Below are 16,141 nucleotides of genomic sequence, written 5' to 3'. Positions count from 1 at the left end.
TCCAGCGTGAGGCCCGTCGGTTGGCGGTGCTCATGCCGGGGACTGCCAATGATGCTTCGATGGGCCTTGCCGCTGCTCCTGCTGTTGGTGGGGGGCTGCTCCACCTTTCGCGTCGTGCGGCTGGACACCAGCTACGACTCCCTCGTCGTCACTCCGTACGAGGCGGGTGGCGCGGAGCTGGAAGCGGTCTAACTCGCCGACGAGGAAGTTCGAGGAAGCGCTGGTGGAGCTGGCTCGGGACGTGCGGCCCTTCCGCAACGACCCGGAGCAAGTGAGGTAGAGAGGACGGCCATCATGCCGAAGCTGCGCTACTTCAGGCTCAAAGAGGACATGCAAGCTGGGAACTGGGATCTGGGAGACCCCATGGACGCGCAGGGCCGGGAGGTGGACGACCCCTTTGTCTTCAGGGCGGGGCGGCCCGTTCGCGTCGATGGTCGTCTGACGATACCCGTCGACGAACCTGGGAGACGGTTGGACTTCTGCACCGCGGGCGTCGGCGTTGCGCCCATCGTCCATGTCCGGATAGCACCCATCTTCTCGGAGCTGGCGCCCGACGACGTGCAGTTCATCCCGGTGGACGTCCAGGGCGAGCCGGACCAGTACCTCATCCTGGTGGCCACGAAGCTCATCCGCTGCATCGACGACGCGGCCTCCGAGGAGGTGCGCTACTGGAAGCCGGAGCACGGGCAACCCGAGCGCGTCGGCGACTACAAGTCCGTCAGCGGGCTGCGCATCGACCCCACGAAGCCAGGCGAAGCCAAGGTGTTTCGCACCAGGGGTTGGAACCTGGCCCTCATCGTCTCCGAGGACATCAAGGTGGCCCTGGAGCGCGCGAAGACCACGGGGGCGACCTTCACGGAGGTGTAGCCCCGCCAGGCGCGGGGCCGGACCTTCGCTCAGAGCGACTTCAGCGAGTCCGGCACCTCCCACTCGGGCTTGAGCCGGGAGATGACCTTGGCGAGGTTCTCCTTGTCCGACGCCTTCTCCAGCGCGGCCTCGGGCGTAATCACGTTGTCCTTCACCAGCCGCTCCAGGTGCATGTCCAGCGTCTGCATGCCCTGGCCCTGGCCGGCCTGCATCTTGGACGCAATCTGGAACACCTTGCCCTCGCGAATCATGGAAGCAATCGCGCTGCCGCCCACCAGGATTTCGAGCGCCGCCACGCGGCCCTTGCCGTCCGCCGTCTTGATGAGCTGCTGGGCGACGATGCCGGCGAGGCTCTCCGCCAGCATGCCGCGCACCTGCGCCTGCTCGTCGGCGGGGAAGGCGTTGATGATGCGGTCGATGGTCGCCGGCGCGCTGTTGGTGTGCACCGTGGCGAACACCAGCACGCCGAAGCTCGCCAGCTGGAGCGCCAGCTTCATCGTCTCGTTGGTGCGGAGCTCGCCGATGAGGATGACGTTCGGGTCCTCGCGGCCCGCCGAGCGGATGGCCGTGGCGAAGCTGGACGCATGCGGGCCCACCTCGCGGTGCGTCACCTGTGACTTCTGGGACTCGTGGACGAACTCCACCGGGTCCTCAATCGTCAGCACGTGCGCCGGGCGCGTGTGGTTGATGTAGTTGATCATCGCCGCCAGCGTCGTGGACTTGCCGCTGCCGGTGGGGCCCGTCACCAGCACCAGCCCGCTGCGCCGGTCCGCCAGCTTGCGCACCACCTCCGGCGTCTTGAGGTCCTCCAGCGACAGCACCTTGCTGGGAATGGTGCGGAAGACGGCCGCCAGGCCCGACATCTTGTTGAAGTAGTTGGCGCGGAAGCGGGCCTTGGTGCCGTAGCCGTAGGCGAAGTCCAGGTCCAGGTCCTCGACAATCTGCCGCTTCTGCTCGGGGTTGATGAGCTCGAAGAGCAGCGACTCCATGTCCGCCTGGGTGAGGGGCAGCTCGTGCAGCGGCACCAACTCGCCTCGGATGCGGCCCAGGGGCGGGTAGCCCACGCTCAGGTGCAGGTCGCTGCCCTTCTGCTGCAGCAGGGCGTCGAAGAGGGTGGAAATCCGGGGTTGGGTGTTCATCTCAGGAGCCCTTCCTGCCCATCAGCGAGCCCATCTTGCTCAGCAGCCGCGCGCTGTCCTGCTGCGTGTCGGGTGCGACCACCGTCTGGCCGGGCCGCTTGCCGGTGACGACGGCCTCCAGCTCGTCCGGGTTGTCCGCGAAGCCCTTGGCCACCTCCAGCTTCACCCGGTTGGAGCGCACCAGGTCCGCCAGCGAGTCCTCGAAGCGGATGATGCCCAGGCTCTTGCCGCGCTGCTGGAGCGAGGGAATCTGGTACGTCTTGTTGTCGCGGATGAGGTTGCCCAGGGCCACCGAGCCCGGGAGCACCTCGGCCGCCGCCACCATGCCCTTGCCGTCCGCGCCCGGCATCAGCCGCTGGCTGACGATGAGGCGCAGGCCGCTGGACAGCGACAGGCGCACCTGCTGCTGGTCTCCCGGCGGGAAGAGGTCGATGAGCCGGTCGATGGTCTTCGCCGCGCTCGGCGTGTTCATGGTGCTGATGAGCAGGTGGCCCGTCTCGCTGGCCGCCAGCGCCATGCGCACCGTCTCCGTGTCGCGCAGCTCGCCCACGACGATGACGTCCGGGTCCTCGCGGAGGCTGCCCTTGAGCGCGCTGGCGAACGTCTTCGTGTGCGAGCCCACCTCGCGCTGGCTGATGAGGGCCTTCTTGCGCGGGTGGACGTACTCCACCGGGTCCTCCACGGTGAGCACGTGGTGCGTCGTCTCGCGGTTGATGAGGTCCACCAGCGCCGCCAGCGTGCTCGTCTTGCCGTGGCCGGACGGACCGGTGATGACGATGAGGCCCTGGTGGTGGTGCGTCGCCTTGGCGATTTCCGGGGGCAGGCCCAGCGACTCCAGCGTGGGCACCTCGCGGCCAATCACGCGGAAGGTGCCCTTGAAGCCCGTGCGCTGGCGGCACACGTTGACGCGGAAGCGCCCCATCTCCGGGGACTCCAGCGAGAAGTCGCAGCTGCCCTCCCGCTCCAGCACCTCGCGCAGCCGCTCCGGCACCACGGGGAGCAGCAGCCCCTCCACCCGTTCCGGGGCCAGCACCTCACCCTGGGGCACCAGGTCTCCCGCGAGGCGGAAGAGGGTGGGGCGGCCGGCCACCACGTGGACGTCGCTGGCCGACAGACGCCGGGCCTCCTCGAGCAGTCCCGCCAGCTCCCGCCACACGCCCGTCGACGCGCGCGGCATGACGGATACGGAGGGACGGGCCACGGGCGCGGGCTCTGGCGCGCGGGCGGGGGCCTGCACCGGAGCCGCTACGGGGGCCGCTACCGGAGCCGCTCGGACGGCGGGCGCGGAAGGCGCCGGGGCCACGGGCGCACGCGCCGCCGCGGGTGGAGCTGCCGGGGCGGCGGCCTGCGGGGCCGGGGCGGCGGCCTGCGGGGCGGGCGCGGCGGCGGGCATGGCGTCGGCGCGGGTGAGGCGCAGGTGGAGCAGCTCGCCCCGGCGCATGGCGGCGATGGAGAGCGCCCCAATGCCGGTGGCGTTGACGGACCACTGCACCGGCGCCTCCGCGACGGTGGAGGCGCGGGCGAGGCCCACCATGGCCTGGAGCGCGCGGGTGACGTCTTCCGTCGTCACGGCCGCGGGGTCCACCGGCTCGTAGCCGCTGCTCCCACGGATCATCGGCGGGCGGCCGGTCGCCAGGGTCAGCTCCGTGACTCCGGGGCGCGACAGGTGCCGCAACAGCTCAGCAAGGGGTTTCATGCGGTGTCGGTTCAGACCGCGACGGGCGCGGGGCGCGGGGGGCCGCAGGATAGTCGACAATCCCCCGAAAGCGCGTCACCGGCCGGCGATGCCCGCCCCCTCGTCCGGGCGGGGCTGCTCCCACGCACTGCGTCCAGGCAGGCTCCCGCCCGGCGGCGACGCTCGCCGCCCGGGGGGCCGGGTCCGGAAATGGGATTTTCCGACTCTGAGGGGATGAGGCGTGCTCCGGGGCCCGGTAGGGGGAGGGCCCGCGCGGAGCGGGGGGCGGGAGGAGCGACCTCCCGCCCGGGGACAGCGGTTGCGGCTACAGCTCGCGGGACATCAGGAGCCGGAGCTTGCCGGACTTCTTGGAGACCACCGTGGCCACGGTGGTGAAGCCTTCCCTGCGGTAGAAGCTCACCGCGGCCGAGTTGGACGGGTCCACTCGGAGGGCGATGGTCTTCCGGTACATGTCCCGCGCCGCCTTGAGCGCCTGCTCCAGCAGCACCTTGCCCAGGCCCTTCCGGCGCAGCTCGGGCTTGACGACGATGTTGCGGAGGTACGCCGCGCCCGGAACCGGGCCGTCACGCTCCACCGTCACATAGCCGACCAGCTGGTTCTGCAGCTTCGCCACATGCACATAGGGCTTGAGCTGGGCCAGGGCCTTGAGGCTGTCCTCCTGCGTCTCGCCCCGGCCCTTCCAAGGCTCGGAGCCGGCGCGAAGCGCCGCCACCGCGGTCATGTCCTCGTCGGTGGGCAAGGAGAACTTCACCGCCGTCATCAGGTCGTTCGGCAGGCCCGCCACATCCAGCACCGGCGCTGGGGCCATCTCCACGCCCGGGTCCACCTGCTTCATCGTCATCGCCTTGCTCCTCCGTCGCGCTGCGATCCTAACCGCTCCCCCGGCACCCGTGCACGCAGTGATTCCGCGCACATTGTCCTCTCAAGTGAGGAGACTGCCTTCCCCAACTGTGAGGCGCCGGACCCCGCCAAACCTTCCATGCGTCCAGCCCATTCCAGGAATGAGCCCTGCTTCCACGCTCGGAATGCAACCGGCCTTCCGCGCGGGGCAGCTTCCCACTATAAAAACCAGAGTCGTGTGCGGGAGATGAGAGACTCCCGACCCCGACCAGGTCCGCCCGAGCTCCCCCCTTGCAACTCAACCACGCCCAGCGAGAGCTGACGCTCAAGATCGTCTACTACGGGCCCGGGCTGAGCGGGAAGACGACGAACCTGCGCCATCTCCATGCCCGCGCCTCCGCGGAAGTCCGAGGTCGCCTGCTCACCGTGGAGACCCATGACGACCGCACCCTCTTCTTCGACCTGCTGCCCGTCTTCTTCTCCACCTCCTCCGGCTTCAAGGTGAAGGTGAAGCTGTTCACCGTGCCCGGCCAGGTCATCCACAACGCAACGCGCCGCATCGTGCTCCAGGGCGCTGACGCGGTGGCCTTCATCGCCGACAGCCGGCGGAGCGCCACCGCGGACAACAATTCCTACTGGCGCAACCTGCAGGAGAACATGAAGGAGAACGGCCTGGACGTCGACCAGGTGCCCGTCATCATCCAGTTCAACAAGCGGGATTTGCCGGATGCCCGGACGGACGAGGAGATGGAGGCCGCGCGCAAGCGGGGAGGCGAGGCGGTGGTGGGGGCGGTGGCGCTCAAGGGAATTGGAGTGCTGGAGACCTTCCACGCGGTGGCGCAGGCGGCCTACCGACGGCTGGACACGCGCGCCCACCTGGCGCGCAACGTGGGGCTGACCGAGGAAGAGTTCCTGGGGCAGATATTCCGGCGGATGGACGTCACGGGCACCGCGCTGGAGGCGCGCTACGGCGAGCCCGCCGGCGGCGAGCGCAGCGGCAGCGGGGGCGCGCGATGAGCGCCACGAGCGGGCCTCCGGAGGGCACCCCGCGCCGCGAGTCGGTGCTCCAGCGGCGGCTGTCGCTGGGGGACATGCTGGATGTGGCCTCCTTCACGGAGGTGGTGAGGAGCTTCAGCGAGCTGTACCGCGTGGGCATCAAGGTGCTGGACACGCGGGGCACCAAGCTGGCGGACGTGAAGGTGGGGCACGGCGACTTCTGCTCCTACGTCTTCTCCTTCCCGGACGGGCGCGCGCGCTGCACGGCCACGGTGGCCCGGGTGAAGGACGGTCCGGTGGCGCCGGTGCATGGGGCGCGCACGGCGGTGGGCGAGGGCACGGACGACGCGGGCATCATCGCGCTGCCGTGCTTCACCGGCCTGCGCTACCTGGTGATGCCGGTGCGCTGGGAGGGGGACCCGCTGGGCCGGGTCATCCTGGGGCCCTTCACGCCGGAGGAGCTGCACGACCTGCCGCCCTCGCTGACGGACATCCAGGGGGTGGACCTGGCGCGGGCGCACGAGCTGATGGCCCGGGTGCGGAGAGCGCCCGAGCGCACGGCGGCGCAGGTGCTGACGCACTTCGGGCAGGTGCTGGGCGCGCTGGTGGCGAGCGGGCAGCGGGCGTACCTGACGACGCAGCTGCACATCGAGGCCATGCTGGAGACGCACCGCGAGCTGGAGCTGCACAACGCGAAGCTCGCGCAGGCCAACACGCGGCTGAAGGAGCTGGACCGGCTGAAGTCCACCTTCCTGGGCACGGTGAGCCACGAGCTGCGCACGCCGCTGGCGTCCATCATCGGCTACTCGGAGATGCTGGCCGAGGGGCTGGCCGGGGCGCTCAACCCGGAGCAGCTGCTCTACGTCCGCACGATTGTGGAGAAGGGCGAGTCGCTGCTCAACCTCATCTCCTCCATCCTGGACCTGAGCCAGATTGAGGCGGGCAAGCTGCGGCTGGTGATTGCGCCGGTGGACCTGGGCGGCGTCATCCAGACGGCGGTGTCCAGCGTGGCGCCGCAGGCGCAGCGCAAGGGCGTGGAGGTGGAGGTGCGGCTGCCGCACGGGCCCCAGCCCCGGCTGACGGCGGACGCGGACAAGCTGCGGCAGGTGATGGTGAACCTGCTGGCCAACGCGGTGAAGTTCACCTCGTCCGGGGGCCGGGTGTCGGTGGTGATGTCCGAGGTGGGCGCGCAGTCGGAGGTGGGCGGGCAGGGCTACCGCGTGTTCGTGGAGGACACGGGCGTGGGCATCCGCTCGGACCAGTTCGAGCACATCTTCCAGAGCTTCTACCAGGTGGACGGCAGCTCCACCCGCGAGCACGGCGGCGCGGGGCTGGGGCTGGCGATTGTGAAGAGCCTGGTGGAAGGCCACGGCGGCCGAGTGTCCGTGGAGAGCGAGTTCGGCCGGGGCTCGCGCTTCACGGTGGTGCTGCCCTTGAGGCCGCCCCTGCCGGAGCATGGCCTCCTCACGGCCGTGGCTCCGGCGCCCGAGACGCCCCCCGGGCAGGACCGGTTCTGACGGCGGGTGGGCCGGAAGGAACGTTCGTTCCGGCCCGCTGGCGTGTGACGGGAGGCGTCGGGCCGGGGATTGTCCGGTGGGGACACCGGGGCGTGGCTTTCAGGCCGGGGGCTTCACTGAGTCTCCCCTGACACAGGCCCTCCGCATATCCTCCGGGCATGCTCTCCGGACGCCCTCCCGCCGCTTCCTACGTACTCATCGACGCCGAGAACATCGACTGGGCCGTGTCCAACGTACTGGGCCGCAAGCCCGAGTCCATGGACCGCGTCCAGTTCGACCGCCTGGTGGCCTTCTGTGAAACCAACTTCCCGGCGCCCGTGCGCTGCGTGGTGGTGCTCAACGCCCGGGGCGAGCAGCTGCCCGACGTGATGATTGGCTTCGTGCGGGCGCTGAAGTCAGCCGGGTGCGAGGTGGCGCTGCTCTACGGGCGGCCGGACCAGAAGGTGGTGGACCTGGGCATCCTGAAGCTGTTGGAGAACATCCTCACGCAGCGGCCGAAGGCGGCGGTGGTGCTCGCCAGCCATGACGGCGCGGACTTCGCGGATGCCCTGAAGCCCATGCTGGAGGAGAAGCGGCAGGTGGCCGTGCTGGGCCTGCGCGAGTACGTGAGCCAGCGCTTCCGGGACCTCGTGCCCTCCGGGCTGAAGATTCTGGACCTGGAGCTGAACGCCCGTGTGTTCCAGCGGCCCCTGCCGCGCATGCTCCCCGTCAACGTGGACGAGTTCGAGCCGATGCTGTTCCTGTAGCTTCAGGCAGGAGGTGCCAGCGTGAACGAGCAGCGGTTCTGGCAGCTCATCGACGAGTCGCGCGCGACGGCGGGTGGCGCGCGCGACATGGCCTCCGCCCAGGAGCAGGCGGAGGCCCTGGAGGAGCTGCTCATGCGGGAGCCGCCCGCGGACCTCCTCGACTTCGAGCGGCTGTTCTCCGAGCTGATGGCGCGCTCCTATGACTGGAACCTGTGGGGCGCGGCGTACGTGCTCAATGGCGGGTGCAGTGACGACGGCTTCGAATACTTCCGCGCCTGGCTCATCGGCCAGGGGAAGAAGGTGTTCGAGGCCGTCCTCGCCGACCCGGACTCGCTGGTGGACTACGCCGACGACGAGGTGGAGTCGGAGGACCTGCTGTACGTCGCGGGCCGGGCCTACGAGGAGCAGACGGGGGATGAGCTTCCATCGGTGACGGTGGACCTCTCCGACGAGCCTCGGGGCGAGGAGTGGGAGGAGGAGGAGCTGCCCGAGCGGTTCCCCCGGCTGTCAGCGAAGTTCGGATAGCGCCCAGGCGCGTGGTGGGAGTCACGGGCTGGGATGGGCCAGTTGCAAGGGGCCGTCCTGGCCCAGCGCGATGAAGGGCGCCCAGTAGTACGGGTGGGGCCGACTCTCACGCAGCTTGCGCATGGCGAGGTTCAGCGCCTCGGTGCGGCCCCTGCCGGCCAGCAGGAAGCGGTAGTACTCCTCCATGAACAGGCGGGTGCTGTCGTCGTTCACCTTCCACAGGCTCGTCACCACCGTCTCCGCGCCCGCGACGATGAAGGCACGGCGCAGGCCGTAGATGCCCTGGCCGAGCTTCACGTCGCCACGGCCGGTGTCACAGGCGGACAGGACGACGAGCTGCGTGCCCCACAGGTTGAGCCCCGAGAGCTCCAGGGCGGTGACCAGCGAGCGGTTGGCTTGTGACCTGGCAGCCCCAGGCGGCGTCGGCGCGCGGGCACCCGCGAGCACGAGGCCGGAGCGGAGCAGCGGGTCCGCCTGCGGCAGAGGCCACTTGCCTCCATTGAAGCCACCGAAGTGGCCGACCGCGCGCGAGCCGCTGACCGGGGTGGCATCCTCCTCGAAGTAGCCGTGGGCGGCGATGTGCAGGACGCCGGGCGTGGTGATTCCGAGCAGTCGTTCCCTCGTGGCTTCCTTCCCGAGGAAGAGCTGTGCCTGGGGCATCAGGCGCTGGAGGGCCTCGGCTTCCTGTCGGGTGCCCGGCAGCGGCACCCAGGACGGGTTGGCCACGCTGGCACCCCGCGTGTCGAGGAAGCGCTCGAGGCCCGTGGAGCGCGACGTGCTGGAGGAAGTCTTCACCTGGGACGCGGCCAGCGGGGAGGTGAGGTCGGGGTCCGCGAGGACGATGACGGAGCGAGCCGGGGAGACGCCGTCGGCGCGAGGCAGCAGGTCCTTGCCGGAGGTGAGGTAGGAGAGCTCGAAGGAGTCGAGGAGGGAGCGCTGGCCGTCGTGGAGCGTCGCGAAGGGAACGAGGCCGAGCTGGCCATCCGGCGCCAGGTAGACGCGCCGGGCCTTGCCCAGGAGCGGAAGCAGCGGCTGGAAGGCAAGTGCGTACAGCGCCTGCGCGGAGCGCTTGTAGCCACTGTCGCGGCGGGCCAGGGCCGCGCGCAGGTTCTTCGCGGCCCGGTCGATGCGCGACGCGGTGCCGAGGTCGACGGCGCGGATGCTCCCATCGAGGAAGAGCACCAGGGCCAGGTAGTGGACCCGGTGAAGGCCCTGGGACTCGCGCGTGCCGGCCACGGGGCCCAAGGGTTGGTCCAGCCAGGCCACCAGCTCGACCAGCACGCCGCCGGAAGGAAGCGCGGCGGCGACCCGGTCGACAATCTGCTCCGGAGGCGGCAGGGCGGTGAGCGCGCGCAGGGGCGCGGAGCGCTGGGCCAGCTCCGCGTCGAGCGCGTCACCCTGCTCGGCCAGCTCCTTCAGCCGCCGCCGGTGGTCGGCGGGTGACAGCGTGCCAGGGCCTTCGTGCGAGAGCTCGGCGAACCGGGCGCGCACGTCGCGCAGTTGCTCGAAGGTCTCTCGGTCCTTCTCTCCCAGGTCCCGGTAGATGGTGCGGGAGAGGTCCGCGAGCTCCTCGGCCGAGCGGCCCTTGCGCAGCAGTACGGCGCTGAGGACCAGCCGCCGCACGCCGGCATCCTCCGGGTGCGCCCGGAGCAGGGAGTAGAGGCGCTCCTCCTCCGTCCGGAGCTGCTGGAGCAAGCTGGAGAGGCGCGACTCGGAGATGCTCAGCGCTTCCTGGCGCAGGCGTCGCTCGGAGATGGCGAACGCCTCGCTGAGGAGGGACACGCCCTCCGCGAGTCGGTGCTGGTCGACGCGGAGCCAGCCCAGGTTGCTGAGCGTCGACCGGGCCACCTCGGAATGACTCGCGCCGGGGGCTGCTTCCAGGATGTCCAGTGCGCGCGTGAGCAGCGGCTCGGCCCGGTCGTTCAACCCCTGGTCGAGGTAGAGGCGCGCGAGGTTGTTGAGCGCCTTCGCCACGTCCTGATGACGTGTCCCGAGCGCCGTTTCCTGGAGGGTCAGTGCGCGCGTGAGCAGCGGCTCGGCCCAGGAGTAGAAGCCCTGGCTCGAATAGAAGAGGGCGAGGTTGTTGAGCGCGCAGGCCAGGTCAGGATGCTTCTCGCCGAGCGCCTTCTCCATGATGGCAAGCGCGCCCAGGTGCAGCGGCTCGGCGCGGGCGTACAGCCCCCGGCGGGAGTAGATGTTGGCGAGGTTGTTGAGCGACCACGCGACTTCGGGAGCATCCTGCCCGAGAGACTTCTTCAGGATGTGGAGCGCACGCAGGTGCAGCGCCTCTGCCCGGGCGTCAAAGCCCTGGCTGGAGTAGAGCCGCGCGAGGTTGCTGAGCGTCCGCGCCACATCGGGATGCTCCCTGCCGAGCTTCTCCTCCTGGATGCGGCGCGCGCTCTCATACAGCGGCTCGGCCTGGGCGCTCAGTCCCTGGACTGAGTAGAGCCGGGCGAGGCTGTGGAGCGTTCGGGCCACTTCAGGGTGGTTCCGCCCGAGCGCCGCCTCTTGAATGCGGAGCGCGTGCTCGAACAGCGGCTCGGCGCGGGCATGGAAGCCCTGGTCAGCGTGAACGAGCGCGAGGTTCTTGAGTGTTCGCGCCACCTCCGGGTGCTCCCGTCCGAGCGCGGCCTCCTGGATGGCGAGGGCGCGTCGATGCAGTGACTCGGCGTGGCCGTAGTGGCGCCGGTCGCCATGGAAGACCGCGAGGTTGCCGAGTGAGCGGGCCACGTCCAGAGGGTTCGTCCCTGGCGCCGCTTCCCGGATGTCGAGCGCACGCTGCAGGAGGACGCCCGCGCGCACGGTGTCTCCGCGCTCCACGAGGAGGGTGCCCAGCTGGTCCAGGCTGGTGGCCACCTCCGGGTGCTTCGGTCCGAGCACCGCCTCCCGGAGCGCGAGCGCGTGCTCGCTCCTGGGGATGGCGTCGGCGTAGCTCCCGTCTCTCTGGTGCCATGCTGCTTCGTCGAAAGCGGCCCGTGCCTCCAGCAGTCGTGCATCCACGGGTGCTTCGACAGTCGGCCATCCCGCCAGACAGCACAGGACGACGACCAGCGTCCCTCCGAGCACTCGACACATAGGTCACCACTCCGTGAGCCGGTTCGCGACCGGGGGGCCGCAAGCCACCGCGGGTCGTCTGCTCACAAGAGGGACGGTGGCTCTGGGACTTTCTTACGTCCCGCCGAACAGTGGCGCTGTCACGGAGTTCACACCCAGGCGCGTGTGACGCATGTGGTGGAGGAGGGAGCTCAGGGATGTTCGTACGAGCGGTTGCGCAACACCGCAGTGCTCGCGCCGTCGCGCCGCACGGTGCACCGGTCCCCGTCGCCGAAATCCACCGCCGCGTCCGTGCGGAAGCGGCCGGGGCACTCCTGGAGGATGCTCTCCATGTCCTGCCCGTCGCGCGTGCGGGCGAGGCAGGAGGCTCCGTCCGGCGCCCACGCCGCTTCGAACGAGGCCCGTGCGGTGTTCCAGGCCGCCGTGGACTCCGTCATCCGCGAGAGCACGCCGAGCACGTCGTACATGTCGATGAGGGTGTGCTCGGGCGTGTGGCTGCGGCCGTTGCCGCAGTAGTCGGCGCGCACCATGCGCGTGCAGGCCTGGTGCAGGTCGGCCAGGGACTGGCCGTTACGCTGCTCCCAGGGCTTGTAGCCCCAGTAGATGCACTTGCTGATGGCGCCCGTCTCGCACGCCAGCGTCAGCTTGCCCGGCGCATCCTGGTGTGCCCCGCTGGAGTCCCAGACTCCGCGAACGGCCATTGCCCGAGGGTCCTGGACGGCTCCGTTGGCCAGGCACGGGTTCTCCCACTCGCGCGCCACGGGGTTCCAGGCCTCGATGCGGTACCACATCACCTCGGGGTCCTCATGGGCGGGCTCGGCGCCGCAGATGGCGACTTCCACCGGCTTGCCGTCACCGGACGTGCCCTGCAGTACCGTGCCCACGAGGCTCCGGGATGCATCGGGCCAGGCCACCAGCCTGCCTCCCCGCGGACGTACGGACTTCACGTTGGCGTCCGCCTCGCGCACGTGGTCGCTGTCGACCGAGACGAGCACGCTGCGCCGCTCGTCCGTCTTCTGCGCTGCGTCCCAGGAGCGTTTCGTGCCCCAGAGGAGCGTGCCCTGGGGAATGAGGCCGCGCTCGGCGGACAGGCCCTGACACCTGCGCGCGTAGCGGTCTCGGGTCGACTTCGAGCCATGCGAAGAGGCGGGCGGATTCGCGGCGGATGCGGGGGCGGTGAGGAATACGCAGACGGAGGCGAACAGGGACTTCTTCAGCGCGTTCATGGATGAACCTCTCAGAAGATGAGCGACCGGCTGGGGGCCGGTGCCTTCAGCGGTGAAGAGCGCCTGAGACTCAGAGTTATGCAGAAATACTTACGTGCCCCGGAGTCGCGGACCGGAATGGGCCCTGCTGCCTCGACGGGTGCGAATGCCCCATTGCGGGGCATTCCATGAAGGCGAGAGGCGCCGCGGCTACTGGCCGGGCTGTTCCGCAGGGGCGGGTGTGAGCGATTGCAGCGGCGCGTCACGGCCCAGTGCAATGAAGGGCGCCCAATAGTAGGGATGCGGGTGGGTCTGGCGCAGGGTCCGCATCGCGTCGCGTAGGGCTTCGGCCCGGCCTTGGCCAGCCAGCAAGTGACGGTAATAGTCTTCCATCAACAGGCGGGTGATGTCGTCGTTCACCTTCCACAGGCTCATCACCACCGTTTCCGCGCCCGCGATGATGAAGGCGCGGCGCAGGCCGTAGACGCCCTGACCGAGCCTCACGTCGCCACGGCCCGTATCGCAGGCGGACAGGACGACGAGCTGGGTGCCCCAGAGGTTGAGGCCCGCGAACTCGAGGGCGGTGACCATGGAGTTTTCGGCCTGGGTGTTGGACGTGCCGGAGTCGCTCGTCGTGGGGGCCTGGGCACCCGCGAGGACGAGGCCGGAGCGGAGCAGCGGGTCGGCTGGGACCGAAGCCGGAGTGCCGCGACCCTGGCCGCCAAAGTGGCCGACGGCACGGGCGTCCGGTGTGGCTGCGGCGTCATCCAGAAAGAAGCCGTGGGCGGCGATGTGGAGGATGCCTGGCGTGATGAGCTGGAGGAGTCGCTGCTTCGTGGCTTCGGCGCCGAGAAAAAGTTGCGCCTGAGGGAGAAGACGCTGGATGGCCGCGGCTTCCTGGCGAGTGCCGGGCAGCGGCGTCCAGGGTTCACCGGCCCAGCGTTTCCGCAGTGTCGAGAAGAAGCGCTCGACGGCAGGGGAACGCTGGACGTCGGAGGGGGTATTGCTGGTTGTTGATGAGGTTGTGTCCAGCCGAGCTTCGAAGGCAGGGTCGGCGAAGACGACCACGGATTGCGCCGAAGAGAGTCCCTGGGGCCGAGGCAGCAGGTCTTTCCCGGAGGTGAGGTAGGAGAAGTCGAAGGCCTCGGTGAGGAATCGCTCGCCATCATGGAGCGTGTCGAAGGGAATGAGGCCGAGCTGGCCATCCGGAGCCAGGAATATGCGGCGGGCATCACCGAGGAGCGGCAGGAGGGGCCGGAAGGCGAGGTCGTAGAGATCCTGTGCGGGACGATGGTAGTCGGCGTCACGGCGGGCCAGGGCATTGCGTAGCTTCGAGGCAGCACGGTCGATGCGGTCCGCGGGGCCGAGGTCGAGAATGCGGATGCTCGAATCCGGGAAGAGAATCAGTGCGAGATAGCGAAGCTGGGAAGGATGTTGTGGCAGGCGTACCAGCCGGCTTTGGACAAGGGGGCGGTCCGCGTAGGCGATGAACTCAATGAGGGCGCCGTCTGGAGGGAGGGTGGCGGCAACGCGCTCAACGATCTCGCTGGGGGACGGCAACGTGGTCAGTGCACGCAGGGGCGCGGAGCGCCTGGCAAGATCAGCCTCGAGCGCGTCACCCTGGTCGGCAAGGATCTTCATGCGCTGCTGGTAGTCAGCGGGGGTAAGTGAGCCTGGACCCTTGAGAGAAAGTTGGGCTAGTTGAGTGCGCAGGCCGCGCAGTCGTTCGAAGGTGTCACGGTCCTGAGGGCCGAGACTGCGATAGACAGTGCGAGAGGTGTCGGCAATCTGCTCGACGGAGCGGCCCTTGCGCAGCAGCACGGAGGAGAGGGCCAGTCGCTGCACGCCGACGTTGTCGGGATGCGCGCGGGCAATGGCATAGATGTATTCCTCGTCATAGCGGAGACGCCGGAGGAATCTCTCCAAGCGTGATTCAGAGAAGTCGAGCGATTCCTGTCGCAGGCGTTCTTCGGAAAGTGCGAATGCGTGTGTCAGAAGTGGAACGGCCTCGTCAAGCCGGTGCTGAGCAAGTTGGCTCCGCGCAAGGCTGCTGTAGAGCGAATCTATACCGAGGGGATAATACCTGTTGGGGGAAGACTCCCAAATGGAGATAGCGCGCTTCTCCAATGTCTCGGCCCGGGCGTAGGCGCCCTGGTGGAAGTAGAGGCTAGCGAGGTTGGTGCTTGAGTTGGCTGTACTGATGTCGTTTTTACCATGATCAGCTTCACAGATTGCGAGCGCGCGCTCCTGCAAAGCCACTGCGCGAGCGGAGAGCCCCTGCGCGTCGTAGAGCCCGGCGAGGCTGATGAGCGAGTCGGCGACGTCGGGATGGTCCTTGCCCAGAGTCGCCTCTCGAATGGCGAGCGCGCGCTTCATCAGTTGCTCGGCCCGAGTGTGCAACCCCTCGTTGATGTAGATTCGGGCAAGGCTGTCGAGTGACGCAGCAACACTGGAATGTTTTCCGAGCGCTTCCCAAATTATGAGCGTGCGCTCAATCAGCGGCTTGGCGCGAGCAAGCAGTCGCTGGTTGATGTAGAGCGAGGAGAGGTTGTTGAGCGAGTCGGCGACGTCGGGATGGTTCTTGCCCAGTGTGGCTTCTTGAATGGCGAGCGCGCGCTCAAACAGTGGCTCGGCGCGAGCATGCAGCCCTTGGAAGAAGTAGGCCCGAGCAAGGTTTGTGAGTGAGTCGACGACATCGGGATGGTTCTTGCCCAGTGTAGCTTCTTGAATGGCGAGCGCGCGCTCATACAGCGGCTCGGCGCGGGCATGCAGCCCTTGGAAATTATAGAACGAGGCGAGGTGGTCGAGCGCGGCAGCGACGTCGGGATGGTTCTTGCCCAGGGAGGCTTCCTGAATGGCGAGTGCGCGCTCATATAGTGGCCTGGCACGAGCACGCTGCCCCCGGGAGGAGTAGACCAAGGCGAGGCTGGTGAGCGAGGCAGCGATGCTGGAATGGTTCTGGCCTGGAAGGGCTTCCCGAATGGCGAGTGCGCGCTCAAATAGTGGTTCGGCGCGTGCATGCAGACCCTGGAAGGCATAGAGCGAGGCGAGGTGGTCGAGCGCAGCAGCGACGTCGGGATGGTTCTGACCTAGGAGTGCCTCTCGAATGGCAAGCGCGCGCTCAAATAGCGGCTCGGCGCGCGCATGCAGTTCTTGGGAGGAATAGAGCCAAGCAAGGCTGGTGAGCGAGTCGGCGACGTCGAGATGATTCTGGCCGAGGGCTGCTTCCCGAATGGCAAGAGCGCGTTGAAGGAGAGGCTCCACCCGTGACATGTCCCTCTTTCGCCGATAAAGGCCACCCAATTGATTAAGAGAGGTGGCCACCTCTGGATGCGAGGCGCCGAGCGCTGCCTCTCGCAGCGTGAGTGCGCGCTCGCTTTGTAGAATGGCTTCAGCGATCTGGTCAGCCTTTCGAAGCTTGGCTGCCTCATCGAATGCCGTCTTGGCTTCCAGCAACCGCGCATCCGTTGCCTCCTCGGCCGCCGCAACACGCGGCGCACAGCACAGGACGACGACCATCGTCCAACCCAGCACGCTCCTCATGTGTGCCCCCTCA

Annotated in this window: 11 protein-coding genes and 1 pseudogene; 6 read left to right on the top strand and 6 right to left on the bottom strand. The window is 68.7% G+C overall.

From position 1 onward, the window contains the following. Positions 1-48 precede the first annotated feature (48 nt). Together G4D85_RS51020 and G4D85_RS29980 are read left to right on the top strand one after the other, a co-directional pair. A pseudogene (locus tag G4D85_RS51020) lies at positions 49-277 on the top strand (AHH domain-containing protein); the annotation flags it as partial. A 17-nt stretch (positions 278-294) separates the two neighbouring features. Beyond that, on the top strand, positions 295-867 hold the full coding sequence (locus G4D85_RS29980) for an imm11 family protein (protein WP_164017459.1): 573 nt from the start codon (positions 295-297) through the stop codon (positions 865-867). Positions 868-896: 29 nt separating this feature from the next. On the opposite strand, the gene G4D85_RS29975 is transcribed toward G4D85_RS29980, so the two are convergent. The 3 genes from G4D85_RS29975 to G4D85_RS29965 form a co-directional block, all read right to left on the bottom strand. Then, positions 897-2,006, bottom strand: a complete 1,110-nt coding sequence (locus G4D85_RS29975) for a type IV pilus twitching motility protein PilT (RefSeq protein WP_164017458.1) — start codon at positions 2,004-2,006, stop codon at positions 897-899. Between the two features lies 1 nt (position 2,007). Continuing rightward, a complete protein-coding gene (locus tag G4D85_RS29970; protein ID WP_164017457.1) occupies positions 2,008-3,702 on the bottom strand; it encodes a type IV pilus twitching motility protein PilT in 1,695 nt (564 codons plus the stop codon). Between the two features lie 304 nt (positions 3,703-4,006). Further along, complete coding sequence (locus G4D85_RS29965; RefSeq protein ID WP_164017456.1) at positions 4,007-4,543, bottom strand: GNAT family N-acetyltransferase; 537 nt, start codon at positions 4,541-4,543, stop codon at positions 4,007-4,009. Positions 4,544-4,833: 290 nt separating this feature from the next. Here G4D85_RS29965 and G4D85_RS29960 point away from each other — a divergent pair, with 290 nt between their 5' ends. From G4D85_RS29960 to G4D85_RS29945, 4 genes are all read left to right on the top strand, one after another. Continuing rightward, positions 4,834-5,559: a GTP-binding protein gene (locus G4D85_RS29960; RefSeq protein ID WP_164017455.1), complete on the top strand. Its 726-nt coding sequence runs from the start codon at positions 4,834-4,836 to the stop codon at positions 5,557-5,559. Then, positions 5,556-7,055, top strand: a complete 1,500-nt coding sequence (locus tag G4D85_RS29955; RefSeq protein ID WP_164017454.1) for an ATP-binding protein — start codon at positions 5,556-5,558, stop codon at positions 7,053-7,055. The genes G4D85_RS29960 and G4D85_RS29955 overlap by 4 nt, the downstream gene beginning before the upstream one ends. A 158-nt stretch (positions 7,056-7,213) precedes the next feature. Then, entirely contained in the window at positions 7,214-7,801 is a 588-nt protein-coding gene (locus tag G4D85_RS29950) for an NYN domain-containing protein (protein ID WP_164017453.1), read from the top strand. Between the two features lie 21 nt (positions 7,802-7,822). Next, on the top strand, positions 7,823-8,326 hold the full coding sequence (locus tag G4D85_RS29945; protein WP_164017452.1) for a DUF4240 domain-containing protein: 504 nt from the start codon (positions 7,823-7,825) through the stop codon (positions 8,324-8,326). A 21-nt stretch (positions 8,327-8,347) separates the two neighbouring features. Here the strand turns inward: G4D85_RS29945 and G4D85_RS29940 are convergent, their stop codons facing one another. The 3 genes from G4D85_RS29940 to G4D85_RS29930 all read right to left on the bottom strand — a co-directional run bounded on the left by G4D85_RS29940 (position 8,348) and on the right by G4D85_RS29930 (position 16,128). Then, the gene (locus G4D85_RS29940) at positions 8,348-11,401 is read right to left on the bottom strand and encodes a CHAT domain-containing tetratricopeptide repeat protein (RefSeq protein WP_164017451.1); all 3,054 of its coding nucleotides are present in this window, start codon (positions 11,399-11,401) and stop codon (positions 8,348-8,350) included. A gap of 170 nt (positions 11,402-11,571) precedes the next feature. Beyond that, a complete protein-coding gene (locus G4D85_RS29935) occupies positions 11,572-12,606 on the bottom strand; it encodes an ADYC domain-containing protein (RefSeq protein ID WP_164017450.1) in 1,035 nt (344 codons plus the stop codon). A gap of 189 nt (positions 12,607-12,795) precedes the next feature. Further along, positions 12,796-16,128: a CHAT domain-containing tetratricopeptide repeat protein gene (locus G4D85_RS29930; protein ID WP_240359576.1), complete on the bottom strand. Its 3,333-nt coding sequence runs from the start codon at positions 16,126-16,128 to the stop codon at positions 12,796-12,798. Between the last annotated feature and the right edge of the window lie 13 nt (positions 16,129-16,141).

The sequence above is a fragment of the Pyxidicoccus trucidator genome (genome assembly GCF_010894435.1).
GTDB classification, from domain to species: Bacteria; Myxococcota; Myxococcia; order Myxococcales; family Myxococcaceae; genus Myxococcus; species Myxococcus trucidator.
This window is presented reverse-complemented; position numbering and strand designations above follow the sequence as displayed.

Excerpts from the sequence above, each read along its gene's own strand:
- G4D85_RS29970 (WP_164017457.1), bottom strand. The coding sequence starts at position 3,702 with ATGAAACCCCTTGCTGAGCTGTTGCGGCACCTGTCGCGCCCCGGAGTC.
- G4D85_RS29930 (WP_240359576.1), bottom strand. The coding sequence starts at position 16,128 with ATGAGGAGCGTGCTGGGTTGGACGATGGTCGTCGTCCTGTGCTGTGCG.
- G4D85_RS29965 (WP_164017456.1), bottom strand. The coding sequence starts at position 4,543 with ATGACGATGAAGCAGGTGGACCCGGGCGTGGAGATGGCCCCAGCGCCG.
- G4D85_RS29940 (WP_164017451.1), bottom strand. The coding sequence starts at position 11,401 with ATGTGTCGAGTGCTCGGAGGGACGCTGGTCGTCGTCCTGTGCTGTCTG.
- G4D85_RS29935 (WP_164017450.1), bottom strand. The coding sequence starts at position 12,606 with ATGAACGCGCTGAAGAAGTCCCTGTTCGCCTCCGTCTGCGTATTCCTC.
- G4D85_RS29950 (WP_164017453.1), top strand. The coding sequence starts at position 7,214 with ATGCTCTCCGGACGCCCTCCCGCCGCTTCCTACGTACTCATCGACGCC.
- G4D85_RS29955 (WP_164017454.1), top strand. The coding sequence starts at position 5,556 with ATGAGCGCCACGAGCGGGCCTCCGGAGGGCACCCCGCGCCGCGAGTCG.
- G4D85_RS29975 (WP_164017458.1), bottom strand. The coding sequence starts at position 2,006 with ATGAACACCCAACCCCGGATTTCCACCCTCTTCGACGCCCTGCTGCAG.
- G4D85_RS29980 (WP_164017459.1), top strand. The coding sequence starts at position 295 with ATGCCGAAGCTGCGCTACTTCAGGCTCAAAGAGGACATGCAAGCTGGG.